Origin of the sequence: Siccirubricoccus soli, from assembly GCF_024178315.1 — a bacterium.
Lineage (GTDB): Bacteria > Pseudomonadota > Alphaproteobacteria > Acetobacterales > Acetobacteraceae > Siccirubricoccus > Siccirubricoccus soli.
This window is the reverse complement of the sequence record NZ_JAMZIK010000158.1, coordinates 1-16604: the sequence shown is the minus strand read 5'-3', so window position 1 is coordinate 16604 and position 16604 is coordinate 1. Positions and strand designations below refer to the sequence as shown.

General features: G+C 70.1%; 17 protein-coding genes and 1 pseudogene. 10 read left to right on the top strand and 8 right to left on the bottom strand.

The window, feature by feature from the left end; all coding sequences use genetic code 11:
• Window positions 1-142, top strand: a pseudogene (locus NJ376_RS22565) (IS481 family transposase); the annotation flags it as partial.
• A 132-nt stretch (window positions 143-274) separates the two neighbouring features.
• On the opposite strand, the gene NJ376_RS22560 reads toward NJ376_RS22565, so the two are convergent.
• Together NJ376_RS22560 and NJ376_RS22555 are read right to left on the bottom strand one after the other, a co-directional pair.
• Window positions 275-949, bottom strand: a complete 675-nt coding sequence (locus NJ376_RS22560) for a uracil-DNA glycosylase (RefSeq protein WP_370288544.1) — start codon at window positions 947-949, stop codon at window positions 275-277.
• The gene (locus tag NJ376_RS22555; RefSeq protein ID WP_252955541.1) at window positions 946-1578 is read right to left on the bottom strand and encodes a LabA-like NYN domain-containing protein; all 633 of its coding nucleotides are present in this window, start codon (window positions 1576-1578) and stop codon (window positions 946-948) included. Before NJ376_RS22555 ends, NJ376_RS22560 begins: the two co-directional genes overlap by 4 nt.
• A 54-nt stretch (window positions 1579-1632) precedes the next feature.
• Between NJ376_RS22555 and folK the strand changes: the two genes are divergently transcribed.
• From folK to NJ376_RS22530, 5 genes are all read left to right on the top strand, one after another.
• The gene (gene folK / locus NJ376_RS22550; RefSeq protein WP_370288543.1) at window positions 1633-2163 is read left to right on the top strand and encodes a 2-amino-4-hydroxy-6-hydroxymethyldihydropteridine diphosphokinase; all 531 of its coding nucleotides are present in this window, start codon (window positions 1633-1635) and stop codon (window positions 2161-2163) included.
• 214 nt (window positions 2164-2377) lie between these two features.
• Window positions 2378-2776: a DNA-directed RNA polymerase subunit omega gene (gene rpoZ, locus NJ376_RS22545; protein WP_252955539.1), complete on the top strand. Its 399-nt coding sequence runs from the start codon at window positions 2378-2380 to the stop codon at window positions 2774-2776.
• A gap of 10 nt (window positions 2777-2786) precedes the next feature.
• Window positions 2787-5081: a RelA/SpoT family protein gene (locus NJ376_RS22540; protein WP_256476528.1), complete on the top strand. Its 2295-nt coding sequence runs from the start codon at window positions 2787-2789 to the stop codon at window positions 5079-5081.
• Complete coding sequence (gene acpS, locus NJ376_RS22535; protein ID WP_252955538.1) at window positions 5078-5503, top strand: holo-ACP synthase; 426 nt, start codon at window positions 5078-5080, stop codon at window positions 5501-5503. The genes NJ376_RS22540 and acpS overlap by 4 nt, the downstream gene beginning before the upstream one ends.
• Before the next feature lie 29 nt (window positions 5504-5532).
• Window positions 5533-6273 (top strand): SDR family NAD(P)-dependent oxidoreductase, encoded by a 741-nt coding sequence (locus tag NJ376_RS22530; RefSeq protein ID WP_252955537.1) that lies wholly within the window; start codon window positions 5533-5535, stop codon window positions 6271-6273.
• A gap of 255 nt (window positions 6274-6528) precedes the next feature.
• Here the strand turns inward: NJ376_RS22530 and NJ376_RS22525 are convergent, their stop codons facing one another.
• The 3 genes from NJ376_RS22525 to NJ376_RS22515 form a co-directional block, all read right to left on the bottom strand.
• A complete protein-coding gene (locus NJ376_RS22525) occupies window positions 6529-7149 on the bottom strand; it encodes a HupE/UreJ family protein (protein WP_252955536.1) in 621 nt (206 codons plus the stop codon).
• Window positions 7150-7373: 224 nt separating this feature from the next.
• Window positions 7374-8132: a DsbA family oxidoreductase gene (locus NJ376_RS22520; protein ID WP_252955535.1), complete on the bottom strand. Its 759-nt coding sequence runs from the start codon at window positions 8130-8132 to the stop codon at window positions 7374-7376.
• Between the two features lie 23 nt (window positions 8133-8155).
• Window positions 8156-8851, bottom strand: coding sequence for a glutathione S-transferase family protein (locus NJ376_RS22515; protein WP_252955534.1), 696 nt, complete (start codon window positions 8849-8851; stop codon window positions 8156-8158).
• A gap of 85 nt (window positions 8852-8936) precedes the next feature.
• Between NJ376_RS22515 and pobA the strand changes: the two genes are divergently transcribed.
• A complete protein-coding gene (gene pobA, locus NJ376_RS22510; RefSeq protein ID WP_252955533.1) occupies window positions 8937-10118 on the top strand; it encodes a 4-hydroxybenzoate 3-monooxygenase in 1182 nt (393 codons plus the stop codon).
• Window positions 10119-10248: 130 nt separating this feature from the next.
• Here the strand turns inward: pobA and NJ376_RS22505 are convergent, their stop codons facing one another.
• From NJ376_RS22505 to NJ376_RS22495, 3 genes are all read right to left on the bottom strand, one after another.
• Window positions 10249-11256 carry a glycosyltransferase family 2 protein gene (locus tag NJ376_RS22505; protein WP_256476529.1) on the bottom strand — a complete coding sequence of 336 codons (1008 nt, stop codon included), beginning with the start codon at window positions 11254-11256 and terminating at the stop codon, window positions 10249-10251.
• A gap of 210 nt (window positions 11257-11466) precedes the next feature.
• The gene (locus tag NJ376_RS22500; RefSeq protein WP_252955531.1) at window positions 11467-12987 is read right to left on the bottom strand and encodes an exopolysaccharide biosynthesis polyprenyl glycosylphosphotransferase; all 1521 of its coding nucleotides are present in this window, start codon (window positions 12985-12987) and stop codon (window positions 11467-11469) included.
• Between the two features lie 86 nt (window positions 12988-13073).
• On the bottom strand, window positions 13074-13538 hold the full coding sequence (locus NJ376_RS22495; RefSeq protein WP_252955530.1) for a GtrA family protein: 465 nt from the start codon (window positions 13536-13538) through the stop codon (window positions 13074-13076).
• A gap of 241 nt (window positions 13539-13779) precedes the next feature.
• Between NJ376_RS22495 and NJ376_RS22490 the strand changes: the two genes are divergently transcribed.
• From NJ376_RS22490 to NJ376_RS22480, 3 genes are all read left to right on the top strand, one after another.
• Entirely contained in the window at window positions 13780-15366 is a 1587-nt protein-coding gene (locus tag NJ376_RS22490; protein ID WP_252955529.1) for an ABC transporter substrate-binding protein, read from the top strand.
• Between the two features lie 157 nt (window positions 15367-15523).
• Window positions 15524-15835 (top strand): hypothetical protein, encoded by a 312-nt coding sequence (locus tag NJ376_RS22485; RefSeq protein ID WP_252955528.1) that lies wholly within the window; start codon window positions 15524-15526, stop codon window positions 15833-15835.
• Between the two features lie 2 nt (window positions 15836-15837).
• Window positions 15838-16604 (top strand): ABC transporter substrate-binding protein (locus NJ376_RS22480; protein ID WP_252955527.1); only part of this gene is annotated, 767 nt, incomplete at its 3' end.

Here is a 16604-nt window from a genome sequence, read left to right as displayed (position 1 = left end):
CCTGTTCCTCAACGCCTACAACTACGCCAGGCGGCTCAAGACGCTGAAGGGCCTCACCCCCTACGAGTTCATCTGCCGATCATGGGCCACCGAGCCACACAGGTTTACCGCTGACCCGCACCACCAAATGCCGGGACCAAACATCCTAGAGCGGCTCCAGGCCGCGAAGGCTGCTCGCGCCCGGCGCGGGAACCAGGCAACCGGCAGCTTGCGCCCGGTATCCGGGAGGGTCGGGCGCGGCGGCGACCGGGGCCATCGGCATGGCGCGGCGCCGCTACCCGGCCTCCGCGACCACCCCGGCCATCACCGCCTCGAACATCTCCGCCGTCAGCCGGCGGGTGGAGGTGTTGTAGCGGCTGACATGGTAGCTGTCGGCCAGCATCAGCCCGCCGGGCAGCGCGTGCCGCGCGCCATGGCCGAAGGGGATGCGGCTGGGCTTGAGGCCGAGCGCCCGCAGCAGCGCCGCATGCGCCAGCACACCGAGCGCCAGCACCACCCGGAGGTTCGGCATGCGCTGCAATTCCCCGGCCAGGAACTGGTTGCAGGCCCTCACCTCCGCCGGTTCCGGCAGATTGGCCGGGGGTACGCAGCGCACCGCATTGGTCACCCGGCAGCCGGTCAGCTCCATGCCGTCATCCGGCCGCTCCTGGTACTCGCCCCGGGCCAGGCCGAATTTCAGCAGGGTGGCGTAGAGCAGCTTGCCGGCATGGTCGCCGGTGAAGGGCCGGCCGGTGCGGTTTGCCCCCCGCTGCCCGGGCGCCATGCCGAGCACCAGGATGCGGGAAGCGGGCGGCCCCCAGCTCGGAACCGGGGCGTTGTGCCATTCGGGAAAGGCAGCGCGGTTGGCCTGGCGCAGCGCCACCAGCCGCGGGCAGAGCGGGCAGTCGCGCCCGGGCTCGGGCGCTGCCTCCGGGCCGGGGAGGGGCCCGCCGGCGCCTGTGCCGCTCACTCCGGCAGGTCCGGCAGCTCCCGGAAAGGCTCGGCCGGAGTAGCCCGGCCGGCGGCCGCCGGGCGAGGCGCAACCACCGGCGCCCGGGGCCGCGGCTCCACCTGGCGGCGGGTGATGTGCTCGGCCAGGTCCGAGAGGTCGAAAAAGGCGTCCGCTTGGCGGCGCAGCTCATCGGCGATCATGGCGGGCTGGGTCCGGATGGTGGAGACGACCGTCACCCGCACCCCCCGGCGCTGCACGGATTCCACCAGCCGCCGCAGATCTCCATCGCCGGAGAAGATGATGACGTGGTCGAGATGGGGGCAGAGGTCCAGCACGTCCACCGCCATTTCGATATCGACGCTGCCCTTCACCCGCCGACGGCCGGTGGCGTCGGTGAACTCCTTGGCCGGTTTGGTGACAACTGTGTAACCATTGTAGCCGAGCCAGTCGACCAATGGCCGCAGAGGGGAGTATTCTTCCGTCTCCAGCAACGCCGTGTAATAGTAGGCACGGACTAGATAGGATTTTTGTCGGAAGTATCCCAACAGGTTCTTATAGTCCACGTCGAAGCCAAGGGTCCGGGACGCGGCATAGAGGTTCGCGCCATCGATGAAGAGCGCGACTCGTTCAATACGTTCAGGCGACAAGCTGGGCTCGCGAAATCTGGTGCATGCCGGATTGGCGGGCCGGATAGTAGGCGTGTGATAGGGATTAGGAAGCAAGAAAAGGTGGTCCTTATCGCTTTAGGCGCGAATTTGCCGGGATCGTGCAATGAATCCCCACTCGCGACCTGCCGTGCCGCTGCTGTGGCGCTGGATCGGCTGCCGGGGCTCCGGCTGCTCGCCCTCTCCCGCTGGTATCGCACCCTGCCGGTGGATTCGCCGCCCGGTGCGCCGCCCTTCATCAACGGGGTGGCACGGCTGGAGGGGGAGGTGCCGGACCCGGCGGCGCTGCTGGCCGCGCTGCACGGGATCGAGGCTGCGGCGGGGCGGGAGCGGCCCTTCCCGAACGCGCCGCGGCGGCTGGACCTGGATCTCATCGCCATCGGCGATCTGGTGCGGCCGGGGCCCGCCCCCATCCTGCCACATCCCCGGGCGCATCTGCGCCGCTTCGTGCTGGACCCGCTGGCGGATGTGGCGCCGGGCTGGGTGCATCCCGGGCTCGGGCTGGGGCTGGATGCGCTGCGCGCCGCCCTCGCGGCGGAGCCGGCGCCGGAGCCCGTGGCGGAGTAACCCCCTGAAGCCCTTGGCGGGATGACGGGCGGTGCGGGCCAGGCCAGGGCAGGCCGCAGGGCTGCGGAAGCGGGACGCCAGCTTCACGCCGCGGCCGGGGCTCGCCGTCGCGGTCCTTGCAGTTTGCCCTGGCTCTGTCTATCTGGAAGTTTCACGAATCCGCAGGCTGGCCCTTCCCGGGCCGGCGCCTGCCCATTCAACGCATGAGGCCGGCATGGCGCGCGTCACCGTCGAAGATTGCATCGTCAAGGTTCCGAACCGGTTCGAGCTGGTGCTGTTGGCCGCCCAGCGCGCCCGCAACATCAGCCGGGGCGAGGAGCTGACGGTTGACCGGGATAATGACAAGAATCCGGTGGTTGCACTCCGTGAGATCGCCGACGAAACCATTGCCCTGGACGCCATCGAGGCCGACCTCATCAAATCCCTGCAGCGCGCCCCGGAGCCGGAGCCGGCGGAGGAGGAGGTGCTCGACCTCATCGCCACGGACGAGAACATCTTCGGCGTCATGGATGTGAACGAGGAGCTGCCCGCCGAGGGCCAGGGCCTCGAGGACATGTCGCCGGACGACATCGAAGCGGCCATCGCTGCCGAGTTGGGCAGCGGCCGCCGCTGAGCGCAGGACGTTGAGCGCCGGCGACATCGGGCCGCGTTCCGCCCCGGTGCCGCTTGCGCCGGAGGGGGTGGCTGCCGGAGTGGCCGCCCCTGTCAGCCCGCCGGGGCTGGCCGAGGTCGCCGCGCTGGTGCAGCGCGTCGCCGCCTACGACCCCCGCGCCGATCTCTCCCTGCTGGAGCGCGCCGGCCGCGTCGCCGCCGAGGCGCATGCGACGCAGCAGCGGGAGAATGGCGACCCCTACATCACCCACCCGCTCGCCGTCGCCGGCATCCTGGCCGATTACCGGTTGGACAGCGCCACCATCGCCACCGCCCTGCTGCATGACGTGGCGGAGGACACCGCCGTCGGCCTCAAGGAGATCGAGCGGCAATTCGGGCCGGAAGTCGCTCGGCTGGTGGATGGCGTCACCAAGCTGACGCGGATCGAGCTGCAATCGGAGCGCACCAAGCAGGCTGAGAACCTGCGCAAGCTGGTGCTGGCGATGAGCGAGGACATCCGCGTCCTCCTCGTCAAGCTGGCCGACCGCCTGCACAACATGCGCACGCTGCATTTCGTGCCGCAGCCCGCCCGCCGGCAGAAGACGGCGCGCGAGACGATGGAGATCTTCGCGCCGCTGGCCGAGCGTATCGGGATGGATGCGCTGAAGACCGAGCTGGAGACGCTCGCCTTCCAGGAGCTGCACCCGGAAGCGCGCCAGACCATCGCCGCGCGCCTGACCTTCCTGCGCGGCCAGGGCGCCGACCTGATCCGGGAGATCGAGCAGGATCTGCGCCGCGTCCTCGCCAAGCATGGCGTTGCCGCGCTGGACGTGACGGGGCGGGAGAAATCGCCCTATTCCATCTGGCGCAAGATGCAGAAGAAGAACGTGGCCTTCGAGGCGCTCTCGGACGTCATGGCCTTCCGCGTTCTGGTCGAGGACCGGGCCGCCTGCTACGTCGCGCTCGGCGCGGTGCACGACGCCTATCGGGTCGTACCCGGCCGCTTCAAGGACTACATCTCGACCCCGAAGACCAATGGCTACCAGTCCCTGCATACCGGGGTGACGGTGCCGGAACGGCGGAACGCCAAGATCGAGGTGCAGATCCGCACCCGCGAGATGCATGAGGTGGCGGAATACGGCGTCGCCGCGCACTGGATCTACAAGCAGGGGCCGGAGGGCCAAGGCTCCCGCGGCCGCCGCTACCCCTGGGTGCGGGCGCTGCTCGACATCCTGGAGAATGCCGAGGGCGCGCAGGAATTCCTCGACCACACCAAGCTCGAGCTGCATCGCGACCTGGTCTTCTGCTTCTCCCCCAAGGGCGACCTGATCGAGCTGCCACGCGGCGCGACGCCGGTGGATTTCGCCTATGAGGTGCACAGCCAAGTCGGCGACACCTGTGTCGGCGCCAAGGTCAACGGCAAGATTGTGCCGCTGCGCCACCAGCTCGAGAATGGCGACCAGGTGGAGATCATCACCGCCCGCGGCGGCCAGCCCAACCCGGCCTGGGAACGCTTCGTCGTCACCGGCAAGGCGCGGGCGCGCATTCGCCGCTTCGTCCATGCGCGGCAGAAGGAGGAGAACCGGGAAAGCGGCCGCTCCGCCATCGTGCGGGCCTTCCGCCAGGAAGGGCTGGATGCGACGGAGAAGCTGCTGGAAGGTGCGCTGAAGCCGCTGAAGCAGCCGGGGTTGGAGGAGCTCTACACCGCTGTCGGCGCCGGGACCCTTTCGCCGAAGGAGGTGCTGCACGCGGCGGTGCCGGAGCTGCGCATCCCGCCCCGCGCCGCGGATCCCTCGCCGCTGGTGCGGCCGCGCGCGCGGATCGGCGCCAGCCCCCTGCTCGGCCGTCCGGGCGGGGAGCGCGGCAGGGCGTCGGGACTGAACGCCATCCCGATCACCGGGCTGGTCAGCGGCATGCCCTATCATTTCGCCGGCTGCTGCCACCCGCTGCCCGGGGAGCGCATCGTCGGCATCGTCACCACCGGCAAGGGCGTGACCATCCACGCCGCGGATTGCCATACGCTGGAGAATTTCGCGGCGACGCCGGAGCGCTTCCTGGATGTGGACTGGGACGAGACGGTGGGCGGCGGCCGGATCGGCCGCATCATTGTGGAGACCCGCACCCGCAGCTCCGCCCTCGCCGCGCTGACGGAATGCGTGGCGCAGCAGGATGGCGCTGTCACCGGCCTCAAGGTCCAGCACCGGGACGCCGAGTCGCTGGAAGTGGCGCTGGATGTGGAGGTCACCGACCTCCGTCATCTGGAGCGGATCATGGCGGCGCTGCGGGCGCCGGCCGACAATCTCAGGGTGGAACGCGCGCGCGGATGATCCTCGGCCTCGGCAACGATACGGTGGATATCCGCCGCATCGAGCAGACCATTGCCCGGCATGGCGACCGCTTCCTCGAACGGGTCTTCACCCCGCTGGAGCGCGCCAAGGCGGAGCGGCGGACGGAGCGCATCCGCGCCGCCACCTATGCCAAGCGCTTCGCGGCGAAGGAGGCGGCGTCCAAGGCGCTCGGCACCGGCTTCCGCGCCGGCGTGTTCTTCCGTGACCTCGGCGTGGTGAACCTGAAATCCGGCCAGCCGACCATGGTCTTCACCGGCGGCGCGGCAGCCCGGCTGGCTGGCCTGGTGCCGCCCGGCATGACGCCGCGCATCGATCTGACGATGACCGACGAATACCCCTACGCCAACGCCGTCGTCATCATCTCTGCCCTGCCGCTTCCGGCCGAGGCGCCGAGCCGGTAGCCTGCCCGCGAGAGCGGGAGGAGGACGCGATGAATGCACTGGACCTGAAGGGCCGCGTCGCGGTGGTCACCGGCGGGGCGCGTGGCATCGGCCTGGCGATTGCCGAGCGCGCGGTGGCGAGCGGCGCGCGGGTGGCCATCTGGGATGTCGATCTGGCGGAGTCCGAGGCGGTGGCCGCCCGGCTGGGCGGCTTCGCGGCCAAGGTGGACGTGACGAGCGAGGCGGCGATCGCCGCGGCGCTGGCCGGCACAGAGAAGGCGCTCGGCCCCGTCGATATCCTCGTCGCCAATGCCGGCATCACCGGGCCGAATGCGCCGGTGGAGAGCTACCCGGTTGATGCCTGGCGGCAGGTGATCGAGATCGACCTGACCGGCGTCTTCCTCTGCTGCCGGGCGGTGGTGCCGGGAATGCGGGCGCGGGATTACGGCCGCATCGTGAACATCGCCAGCATCGCGGGGAAGGAGGGCAACCCGAACGCTGCCGCCTATTCCGCCGCCAAGGCCGGCGTCATCGGCCTGACCAAGTCGCTGGGGAAGGAGCTGGCGACGACCGGCGTGCGGGTGAATTGCGTGACGCCCGCCGCGGCCAAGACGGACATCTTCAAACAGATGACCGAGGCGCAGATCGCCTACATGCTGTCCAAGATCCCGGCCGGGCGCTTCGCCCAGGTGGAGGAGATCGCGGCGCTGGTCTGCTGGCTGGCCAGCGAGGATTGCAGCTTCTCGACCGGCGGCGTGTTCGACGTCTCGGGCGGGCGGGCGACGTATTAGAGCGAAAAACAAAACCTCCAGCTGGCCCATAATTTCATTGGCTTGGGCCTGCCGATAGCCGGTTTTGAGAGGCGCTCTTAGAGCATTTTCCGTTCGCATGCGTTCACCGAGAATGCTCTACGTCTTTGTTTGCGGAGCGGAATCACGTCTTCGACGATGCTGCCCTACGGCGATCTGCTCTAATTTCCGCACCGTCTCCGGCGGCTCAGGCTTTGCTGCCTTGGAAGAGACTCGCGCAGCCTGCGCCGGGCGGGATCAGGCCAGCAGGGCCACAGCCAGGGCGGCGCTGCCGATGATGACGGCGCCGCCGCCGGCCAGGCCGCGTGCCAGCGCCGGCAGCGTCAGCCGCAGCGCGACCGCCATCGCCACCCCGGCAATCGCGGCCTGGGAGAGCAGCAGCGTCAGCAGATAGGCGAGCACGGTGCCGAAGGGCGAGCCCGCCACCGCCTCGGCATAGGCATGGCCATGGAACAGCCCGGCCAGGGCGAAGCCCGGGACCAGCCAGAGTGACAGCGCGGGCAGTCGCCCCGGTGCCAGCAGCAGCGCCGCGCCGGCGCCGAGCACGCTGAGGGCGACCACCGCCTCCACCGGGCCCATCCCGGTGCCCGCCAGGTGCAGCAGCGCCCCGACCACCCCGGCGCCGAGAAAGGCCGCCAGCGCGGCAAAGCCAGCCCAGCCCGGCAGCATCGCCGCCAGCAGCCCACCTGCCAGCAGGAAGGCCAGGTGATCCAGCCCGATTACCGGATGGGCAAGGCCGGAGACGATGCCCTCCCAGGCGCTTTGCGGCAGGGCGCCGCCCATGGCGTGGTGCGCCAGCGCCGTTCCCGGCAGCAGGGCCAGCGTGGCGGCGACAAGGGCAGAGCGGTGAAGCCTCATTGGGCACATCCCATCAGCGTGACGCGCCGATGTTCGCCGCAAGCTGGGGCGCGGGCAAGCGATGCCAAGCTTGTGGCACCGCCTGCAGGGCCTCTCACCGAAAGGCCACCGCCCCATCAGACCCGGCCCAGGCCGACGCCCCCGACCCACACCGGGGTCCGGAGCCCGGTCCGGTCCCCGGCGGGGTTGCGGCACTGCCGCCAACGGGGCAGCGCCCCCGCCCTTTAAGCCGCCCTTTGCCGCAGGATCGCGAGCCCACGTCGGAAGGCCTCGGCCATCTGCTCCGGCGGCATGGCGCCGCTGAACACCACATGCCCGTCCAGCGCGAAGGTCGGCACGCCGGAGAGGCCCGCCTGGCGGAAGCTGAAATCCTGCTGCCGCACCTCGGCCTCGCCGGCGCCGCTGTCCAGGAAGGCGGCGATCTCCGCCGTCTCCAGCCCGGCCGAACCGGCCACCGCGGCCAGCACCGCGCGGTCGCCGATATCCTTGCCCTCCTGGAAATAGGCGCGGAACAGCGCCTCCACCACGGCACTCTGCGCCGCCGGGCCGCGCTGCCCGGCCAGGGCGATGACCCGGTGGGCATCGACGGTGTTGGGCGTGCGCCGCATCAGCTTGTGCTGGAATTCCAGCCCCGCGGCGCGGCCGGCGGCGGCGACGCGCGCATCCGCCGCCTGGGATTTCTCCAGGCTGCCGAATTTCGCCGCCCGATAGGCCTCCCGCTCCACCCCCTCCCGCGGCATCTCGGGATTGAGCTGGAAAGGGTGCCAATGCACCTCGAAGCGCTCGCCCTCTTCGGCAAGTTGGGCCAGGGCGCCTTCCAGGTTGCGCTTGCCGACCCAGCACCAGGGGCAGATGGCGTCGGAGACGATGTCAATGCGCGAGGGCGCGCGCCCCAGCGGCAGCGTCGTGGCGGCCGCCGCAGACTGCGGCACCTCGCACCCGTCCGGGCCGCAGACCGCGCCCGTCTCCATCCGGTCATCCATCGGTCGTCTCCCCGAGAGCCCTCCTACACTTCGTAGCCGAGGGCGTCCCGCGCAAGCCCGCCGAACAGCTCCATCACCCGGGCGCGCCAGGCGAAGACCGGGTCGCCCTCCTCCAGCAGCCGGAAGGGGCTGGTGCAGCGGGCCCATTGGAAGGCGCCGAAGACGATGTAGTCGGCATAGCCCGGCGCCGCGCCGGCCAGCCAGGGCTGGGCCCGCAGCGTGAGGCGCACCGGCTGCAGCGCCTTGCGGAACTCCACCACCAGCCGGTCGCGCTCCGCCACCCATTCCTCCAGCGTGGTGCCGAAGCGCTTCTCCCGGCTTTCGCGGAAATAGCCCTTATCCTCCTGCCGGATCACGTCCAGGATGTCCCGCACCACCAGCCGGGCGATCCAGGGGTGCAGGGCGCTGTCCGCCCAGGAATTCAGGAAGCGCGTGGCCGCCTGCCCGGCGGGGCCGCCGAACAGGCTCGGCCGGTCCGGGTAGCGGGCTTCCAGCCAGCAGGCGATGTCCCAGGATTCGTGCAGGACGTGCCCATGGTCCACCAGCACCGGCACCAACCCCTGGCCGGAGAAGGCGATCTTCTCCTTCTCGGTGAAGCGCCAGGGGATGGTCTCGACCGGCAGCCCCTTATGCGCCAGCGCCATGCGGATGCGCCAGCAGAAGGGGCTGAAGCGGCGGGCCGGGTCGGCACCGGCCAGATCGTACAGGATACGGGACATGGGCAGCTCCTCTGCGCCGATGCTGCCGCATCCGCTTGCCCTTGGCCATGCGGGCGACAGATACAGGCGGAAAGGGAGGGCGGCGATGCGGACGCAGGTCGGAATCGTGGGGGCCGGGCCGGCCGGGCTGCTGCTCGGCCATCTGCTGCACCTCGCAGGCATCGAGAGCGTGGTGCTGGAGAACCGCTCCCGTACCCACGTCGAGGAGCGCATCCGCGCCGGGCTGCTGGAACAGGGCACGGTGGAGGTGCTGACCGAAGCCGGGGTGGCGGAACGGCTGCATCGCGAGGCGATGGTGCATGAGGGGCTGGAGCTGCGCTTCGATGGCCAGAGCCACCGCATTCCGCTGACCGGGCTGACCGGCAAGCGCGTGACAATCTACGGCCAGCAGGAGGTGGTGAAGGACCTCATCGCCGTCCGCCTCGGCGCCGGCGCGCCCCTGCTGTTCGAGGTGGACCGGGTCGCGCTGCATGACCTCGAGACCGACGCCCCTTCCATCAGCTTCGTGCATGAGGGCATAGCGCAGAGGCTGCATTGCGACGTCATCGCCGGCTGCGACGGCTTCCATGGCATCTGCCGGGACAGCATCCCGGCCGGCGTGTTGCGTGCCTATGAACGGGTGTACCCCTTCGCCTGGCTCGGCATCCTCGCCGCCGCGCCGCCCGCTTCCCATGAGCTGATCTATGCCCGGCATGAGCGCGGCTTCGCCCTGGCGACGATGCGCAGCCCGACCCTGTCGCGGCTCTACATCCAGTGCCGGCCGGAGGAGGATCTCACCCAATGGTCGGATGACCGGATCTGGGCGGAGCTGCATGCCCGCCTCGCCCATCGCGACCACGGCTCTCCGGTGAAGGAGGGGCCCATCCTGCAGCGGGGCGTCACCACGATGCGCAGCTTCGTGGTGGAGCCGATGCGCTTCGGCCGGCTGTTCCTGGCGGGCGACGCCGCCCATATCGTGCCGCCGACCGGGGCGAAGGGCATGAACCTCGCCATCGCCGATATCCGCGTGCTGGCGCAGGCGCTGGAAGCCTTCTACCGCGGCCGGGGCACGGCGCTGCTGGAGGCCTATTCCGGCCGGGCGCTGGCGCGCGTCTGGAAGGCGCAGCGCTTCTCCTGGTGGATGACCTCCCTGCTGCACCGCTTCGACGGCGACGACCTCTTCGAGCACAAGCTGCGGCTTGCGGAGCTGGACTATGTCTGCAACTCCGCCGCCGGCGCCATGACGCTGGCGGAGAATTACGTCGGGCTGCCGCTGGCGCCCGGCTGAGCACGCCCTGCAAAGCCGGCCCTGCTCGGCCCGGTGTCCTGCCGCGGCTTGGCCATGGCAGGCTGAACAAGGCCGGCGGCATTCAGCGAATGACGGGGCCCACAAAGCCGCGCAGCGGTCTGCGGAGATTCTAGGCCCTCTGGCCCTGCGGGTCGCGGCGGTCGCACGGGACGGGGATATGCGCCGGATCGAAATCCGGGCCGGGGATGGCGAGATAGGCGATGCGCTTCGCCTCCTGCCGGCCGCGCGTCACGGTGTCCAGGATCAGGCCGCAGGCGAAGGAGAGGAAGGAGAGCAGGACAAGGCCGGTGGACAGCACCGCCGTCGGCAGCCGTGGCACCAGGCCGGTGGCGAGGAAGGTGCGGATCAGCGGCACCGCCAGCAGCACGGCGAGCAGCAGCAGCAGCCCACCGGCGGCGGAGAAGAACATCAGCGGCCGCTCCCGCTGCACCAGGATGAGGATGGTGCGCAGGATGCGGAACCCGTCCTTGTAGGTGCTGAGCTTGCTGGCGGAGCCGGCCGGGCGCTCCTTGTAGGCGGTCCGCACCTCGCCCACCGGCAGCTTCAGCTCCAGCGCATGGACGGTGAACTCCGTCTCCGTCTCGAAGCCGGAGGCGAGCGCAGGAAAGCTCTTCACGAAGCGGCGGGAGAAGACACGGTAGCCGGAGAGCATGTCGCTGATCCGGTCGCCAAAGACGCGGCGGACCATGCCCGTCAGCACCGCATTGCCGAGCTGGTGGCCGGGGCGGTAGGCGGCAGCGGCCTTCGCCTCCTCCGTCACCCGGATGCCGGTGACCATGTCGAGCCGCTCGGCGAACAGGCGCCGCAGCATCTCGGGCGCCGCTGCGGCCTCATAGGTGTCGTCGCCATCGACCAGCACATAGGCATCGGCCTCGACATCGGCGAACATGCGGCGGACGACATGTCCCTTGCCCTGCAGGCTCTCCTGCCGGACCACGGCCCCGGCGGCGCGCGCCGCCTCCACGGTCCGGTCCCTGGAGTTGTTGTCATAGACATGGATCACCGCCTGGGGCAGGGCGGCGCGGAAGGCGGCGATGACGCGGGGGATCGCCACCTCCTCATTGTAGCAGGGGATGAGGACGGCGATGCGAGGGGCCGGGGCTGCCAGGGGCGGCAGCGTGGCGGGGCGCGCCTCGGCGTGGAAATCGGGCACAACACTCTCCTGCGGCCACAGGCGATTCTGCCTGGACCCTTGCGCAGGATAGCGCCGGACGATGGCGTTTCCAGGGCGGGGTGAGCCCCTGGCACGTCCGGCCATGTGGATCCACCGGAAGGCCGTGCCCGAGGTCCCTCATGCGACGGCGCATGGCGCCGCCGCATGAGGGGATCAGAGCGCGTTCTTCATCCGGACGACGGCGAGCAGGGTGCGCACCAGGATGGTGAAGTCGAGCCAGGGCGACCAGGTCTCGATGTATTCCAGGTCGCTCTCGACCCGGCGGATCAGCTTCTCCTCCGTCTCCGTCGGACCGCGCCAGCCGCGCACCTGGGCCAGGCCGGTGAGGCCGGGCTTCACCCGGTGCCGGGCGGCGTAGCGCGCCACCACCTGCTCGAAGGGCCGGCCGCCGGCGCGGGTGCCTGGGGCGTGCGGGCGGGGACCGATGAAGGACATCTCGCCCTTCAGCACGTTGAAGATCTGCGGCAGCTCGTCCAGCGAGGTGCGGCGCAGGATGGCGCCGACGCGCGTCACCCGCGGGTCACCTGCCGTCACCTGCCGCTCCGCCCGGTGGTCCGTCTGGTCCACATACATGGTGCGGAATTTCAGCACGTGGAATTCGTTGTTGTTGAAGCCCGTACGGCGCTGGCGGAACAGGATCGGCCCCGGGCTGTCCAGCCGCACCGCCAGCGCGATCAGCGCCATCGGCACCGCCGCGACCAGCAGGGCGCAGCCTGCCAGCAGGTAGTCCTCCGCCGTCTTGACCACGGCGGCCCAGCCACTGATCGGCCGATCGGCCAGGCGGTGCAGCAGCAGCCGCTCTGCCGCCCCGCCGCAGCGATAGGCGAGCAGGTCCGGTGCCAGGCGGACATCCACCGGGTAGTCCGCCAGCACCTGCATCACCGCCGCCACGCGGGTCTCCTCCGTCCAGGGCAGGGCGAGGATGACCTGGTCCACCCCGCCGCGGCGGATGAGCTGGCAGAGCGCGTTGAGGTCGCCGAGCCGCGGCAGGCCCGGCATCATGGCGGCGACGCTGCCGCGGCCATGGCCGTCATCCACCTGGCCGATGAGGCGGAGGCCGGTATTGGGCTGCTGCGCCACGGCGGCGGCGAAGCGGCTGGCCTGCGGCCCATCCCCCACCAGCACCGCGCGCTGCCGCACCCGGGCCGAGAGGGCCCGCAAACCGGAGCTGGCGGCGGCCCGGCCGGCCAGCAGCAGCGGCGCGGCCAGGGCCAGCCAGAGCCCGGCCAGTTCCAGCCGGAAGGCATGGCCGGCGCCGAGCGCGGTGGCGGCCCCCGCCATGCCGAAGAGGGTCAGGGCGAGCCCGGCCAGGGCCGGCGGGCTGGCCCGCCGGCCGCCGAACAGCCGCCCCGGCGCATAGGCGCCGAGGCCGGCGGCCAGCAGCGGCATCGCCAGAGCAACGAAGCCGATCAGCGCCACGGAGGGCAAGCGGAAGGGCAGGGGCACCGCCTGCAACAGCGCCCCGGCCAGGGTGGTGGCAAGGGAATCGCTGGCGGCGACCAGCAATCCGGCCAGCGCCGGCGGTACGGTTGTCGGCAGGTGCACCGCGGCCGGGCGCATGCCGGCAAGCGGTACCAGGCCGCCGGTCAGCCCGGCCCAGCCGGCATCGCCGGCCGCGGCGGAAAGGAGCTGGGCCTCCGGCCCGCGCGGCTCCGCCGGCATCAGCCCACCCATGCGGTCAGGCTCCGGCGGCGCCGGGTCAGGCTTGGGCAGCAGGGGGGAAGGCTGGGTCTGTCGCACATCTCACCCACCGGTTGCTGTCAGGTCGGAAGGGGCCGGGCTTCGCCGCCGCGGGCGAAGACGAAGCGCCGGCTGAGGAGGAAATTCCCCACCATGCCCGCCAGGGATCCCGCTGCGACCCCGATCACGGGGTGCGCGGCGGCCAGCGGAAGGTGGGTGAGCATGAAAGCGTAGGTGCCGTAGTTGCAGGCGAAGCCAACCAGATTCACCAGCAGGAACAGCGCCCAGCGGCGGCCCACCGCATCGCGCGGCGCATGCCGCCAGGTCCAGGCCCGGTTCAGCGCGAAGGTGGTGGTGGCGCCGAGCAGGTAGGACAAGGCACGGCCCAGCCAGGGGCCGAGCCCGAGCGCAATGCCGGCCATCAGCACCGCGGCGTCGACGATGAAGCCGGCGACGCCGACGACGCCGAAGCGAAAGAATTCACCCGCGAGCCGCACCAGCTTGTGGTCGGCAAGAGAGCTCGGCGTTCGGAACAATGCGATCATCGGCTGCATCCTGGGGCCAGTCATCTACGCAAATGCCGCGGTGCACACAAACCACGGGCTGGTGACGTCACGCACTCAGGATGGGCAAAGTGCCGCTCCTCGCATCACGTTCGGCGGCGTTTCTGAATCGAGGGTTAAGCCAGCACGTCTCGATCACACGAGTCCGCACCGTAATCCACTCTTGCGTTCCGCCGCCGAATAGGGTTTGCCAAATCGGCTTCACTCGCATGGGACCGCCGCCATGGATCGTCGCAGCTTCCTCCTCGGCGCCGCCGGTGCGGCTGCCTTGCCCCTCGCGGCGCCTGCTTCGGCGCAGGGTGCAACCCGCCTGTTGAAATTCATCCCTCAGGCCGATGTCGCGGTGGTCGATCCCATCGTGACCACCGCCTATGTCAGCCGCCACCACGGCTACCTCATCTACGACACGCTGTACGGCGTGGACAATGAGTTCAAGCCGCAGCCGCAGATGGCGGAAGGCCATGCGGTGGAGGATGGCGGCCGCCGTGTCACCATCACGCTGCGCCAGGGGCTGAAATTCCACGATGGCGAGCCGGTGCGCGCCCGTGACGCGGTGGCCAGCGTCAAGCGCTGGGCGGCGCGGGACGCCATGGGTCAGGCCATCATGGCGGTCCTCGACGATTTGGTGGTGGAAGACGACCGCAAATTCAGCTTCCGGTTGAAGAAGCCCTTCGCGCTCCTCATCGACGCGCTGGCGAAACCCGCCTCGCCCGTCTGCTTCATCATGCGGGAGCAGATCGCGAACAGCGACCCGAACACCCCGATCCGCGACAACATCGGCAGCGGCCCCTTCCGCTTCGCGGCCAGCGAGCGGGTGCCGGGCAGCCTGCTGGTCTACGAGAAGTTCACCGACTACGTGCCGCGCAGCAACGGCACGCCGGAATTCACCTCCGGCCCCAAGGTGGTGAATTTCGACCGGGTGGAATGGCACGTCATCCCCGACGCCTCCACCGCCGCCGCCGCACTGCAATCCGGCGAGATGGATTGGTGGGAGCAGCCGACCGCCGATCTCCTGCCGCGGCTTTCCCGCATGCGCAATGTGGTGGTGGAGCAGTATGACCGCACCGGGCTGATGGCGCTGGTCCGCTTCAACCACCTGCACCCGCCCTTCAACAACCCCGCCATCCGCCGTGCCCTGCTCGGCGCCGTCAACCAGGCGGACTACATGACGGCGGTGATCGGCACCGACAAATCCATGTGGCGCGAGGGGGTGGGCTTCTTCCCGCCCGGCACGCCCTTCGCGTCCGAGGTCGGGCTCGATGTGCTCACCTCGCCCCGTGACTACGACAAGGTCAAGCGCGACCTGGCCGCCGCCGGCTACAAGGGGGAGAAGGTGACGCTGATCGCCGCCTCCGACTTCCCGAGCCTGAATGCGCTGGCGCAGGTCTGCAATGACATGCTGCAGAAATCCGGCATGAACGTGGACTACGTCTCGACCGATTGGGGCAGCGTGGTGAACCGGCGGGCCAACCGCAACCCGCCGGACCAGGGCGGCTGGAACGTCTTCCTCACCTTCTTCACCGGGCTCGATTTCTTCAGCCCGGCCGGGCATCTCGGCCTGCGCGGCAATGGCGCCAACGCCTGGTTCGGCTGGCCCACCATGCCGAAGCTGGAGGAACTGCGGCAGGCTTGGTTCGATGCACCCGATCTTGCCGCGCAGCAGAAGATCGCCGCCGAGATCCAGGAGGAAGCCTTCCGCGAGGTGCCCTACCTGCCGGCCGGCCAGTATTTCCAACCCTGGAGCTATCGCAACAACCTGACCGGGGTGCTGAAGGGGCTGCCGATGTTCTGGAACGTCAGCAAGGGCTGACGCCCTGGACGGGCAACCGGCCCCGACGGTCCGGGAGGCTGGCAGGCGCTGACGGGCCTGGCTCCGCCTGGGGCGTCTTGCGCCCCCTCCTTGCGTCCCTTGGCCGTTCCGCGCTTCACTCCCCGAAACGGCAGGGACGGCCGCCGGGGAGACCAGAATGCACCGTCGGGAGCTGCTGCGCGGCGCCGCGGCCGCGGGCGCCGTGGGCGTATTGCCGCAATCAGCCATTGCCCCGCCGGCGGCGAACCGGGCGCTGAAGTTCATCCCGCAGCCGGATCCCGGCATTCTCGATCCCGTCGTCGCCACCGACCTTGCCGCTCAGCAGGCGGCACGGGAGATGCAAGCCCTGGCCGTCGAGGAGGTACCTACCCTGCCGCTCGGCCGGTATTCCCAATCCATCGCCTATCGCCGCACCCTGAGCGAGGTGGCAAAGGGCATGCCCGTGTTCTGGAACCTGAAGAAAGGCTGACCATGATTCGTCGCCGCGATGTGCTGGGGGCCGGTGCCGCCGCCCTGGCTGCGCCCCGCTTCGCCAACGCCCAGGCCAGTGCCGGCCGGGTGCTGAAATTCGTGCCCCAGGCCAACCTCACCAGCCTGGACCCGATCTGGACCACCGCCAACGTCACCCGCAACCACGCCTGGCTGGTCTATGACGTGCTCTATGGCATGGATGCGAGTTTCCAGCCGCAGCCGCAGATGGCCGCCGGCCACACGGTGGAGGATGACGGCAAGCGCATCGCCATCACCCTGCGCAGCGGGCTGAAATTCCACGATGGCGAGCCGGTCCGCGCCAGCGACTGCGTTGCCAGCCTGAAGCGCTGGATGAAGCGCAATTCCAACGGCCAGAAGCTGGAGCCGCTGGTCGAGGAGCTGGCGGCGCTGGACGACACGCGCCTGCAGTTCCGCCTGAAGCGGCCCTTCCCGCGGCTGTTCGACGCCCTGGCTAACCCCTCCAACCCCGCCGCCTTCATCATGCCGGCGCGGATCGCCGCGACCGACCCCTACCAGCAGATCCGCGAGACGGTGGGCAGCGGTCCCTTCCGCTTCCTGGCCAATGAGTACAATTCCGGCAGCTTCGCCGCCTATGCCCGCAACCCGGACTACCAGCCGGTGGCGAGCGGCACGCCGAGCCTGACCGCCGGCCCGAAGGTGGCCTATTTCGACCGCGTCGAATGGCACATCATCACCGATCCGGCCACCGCCTCCGCCGCGCTGCAGAATGGCGAGATCGACTGGTA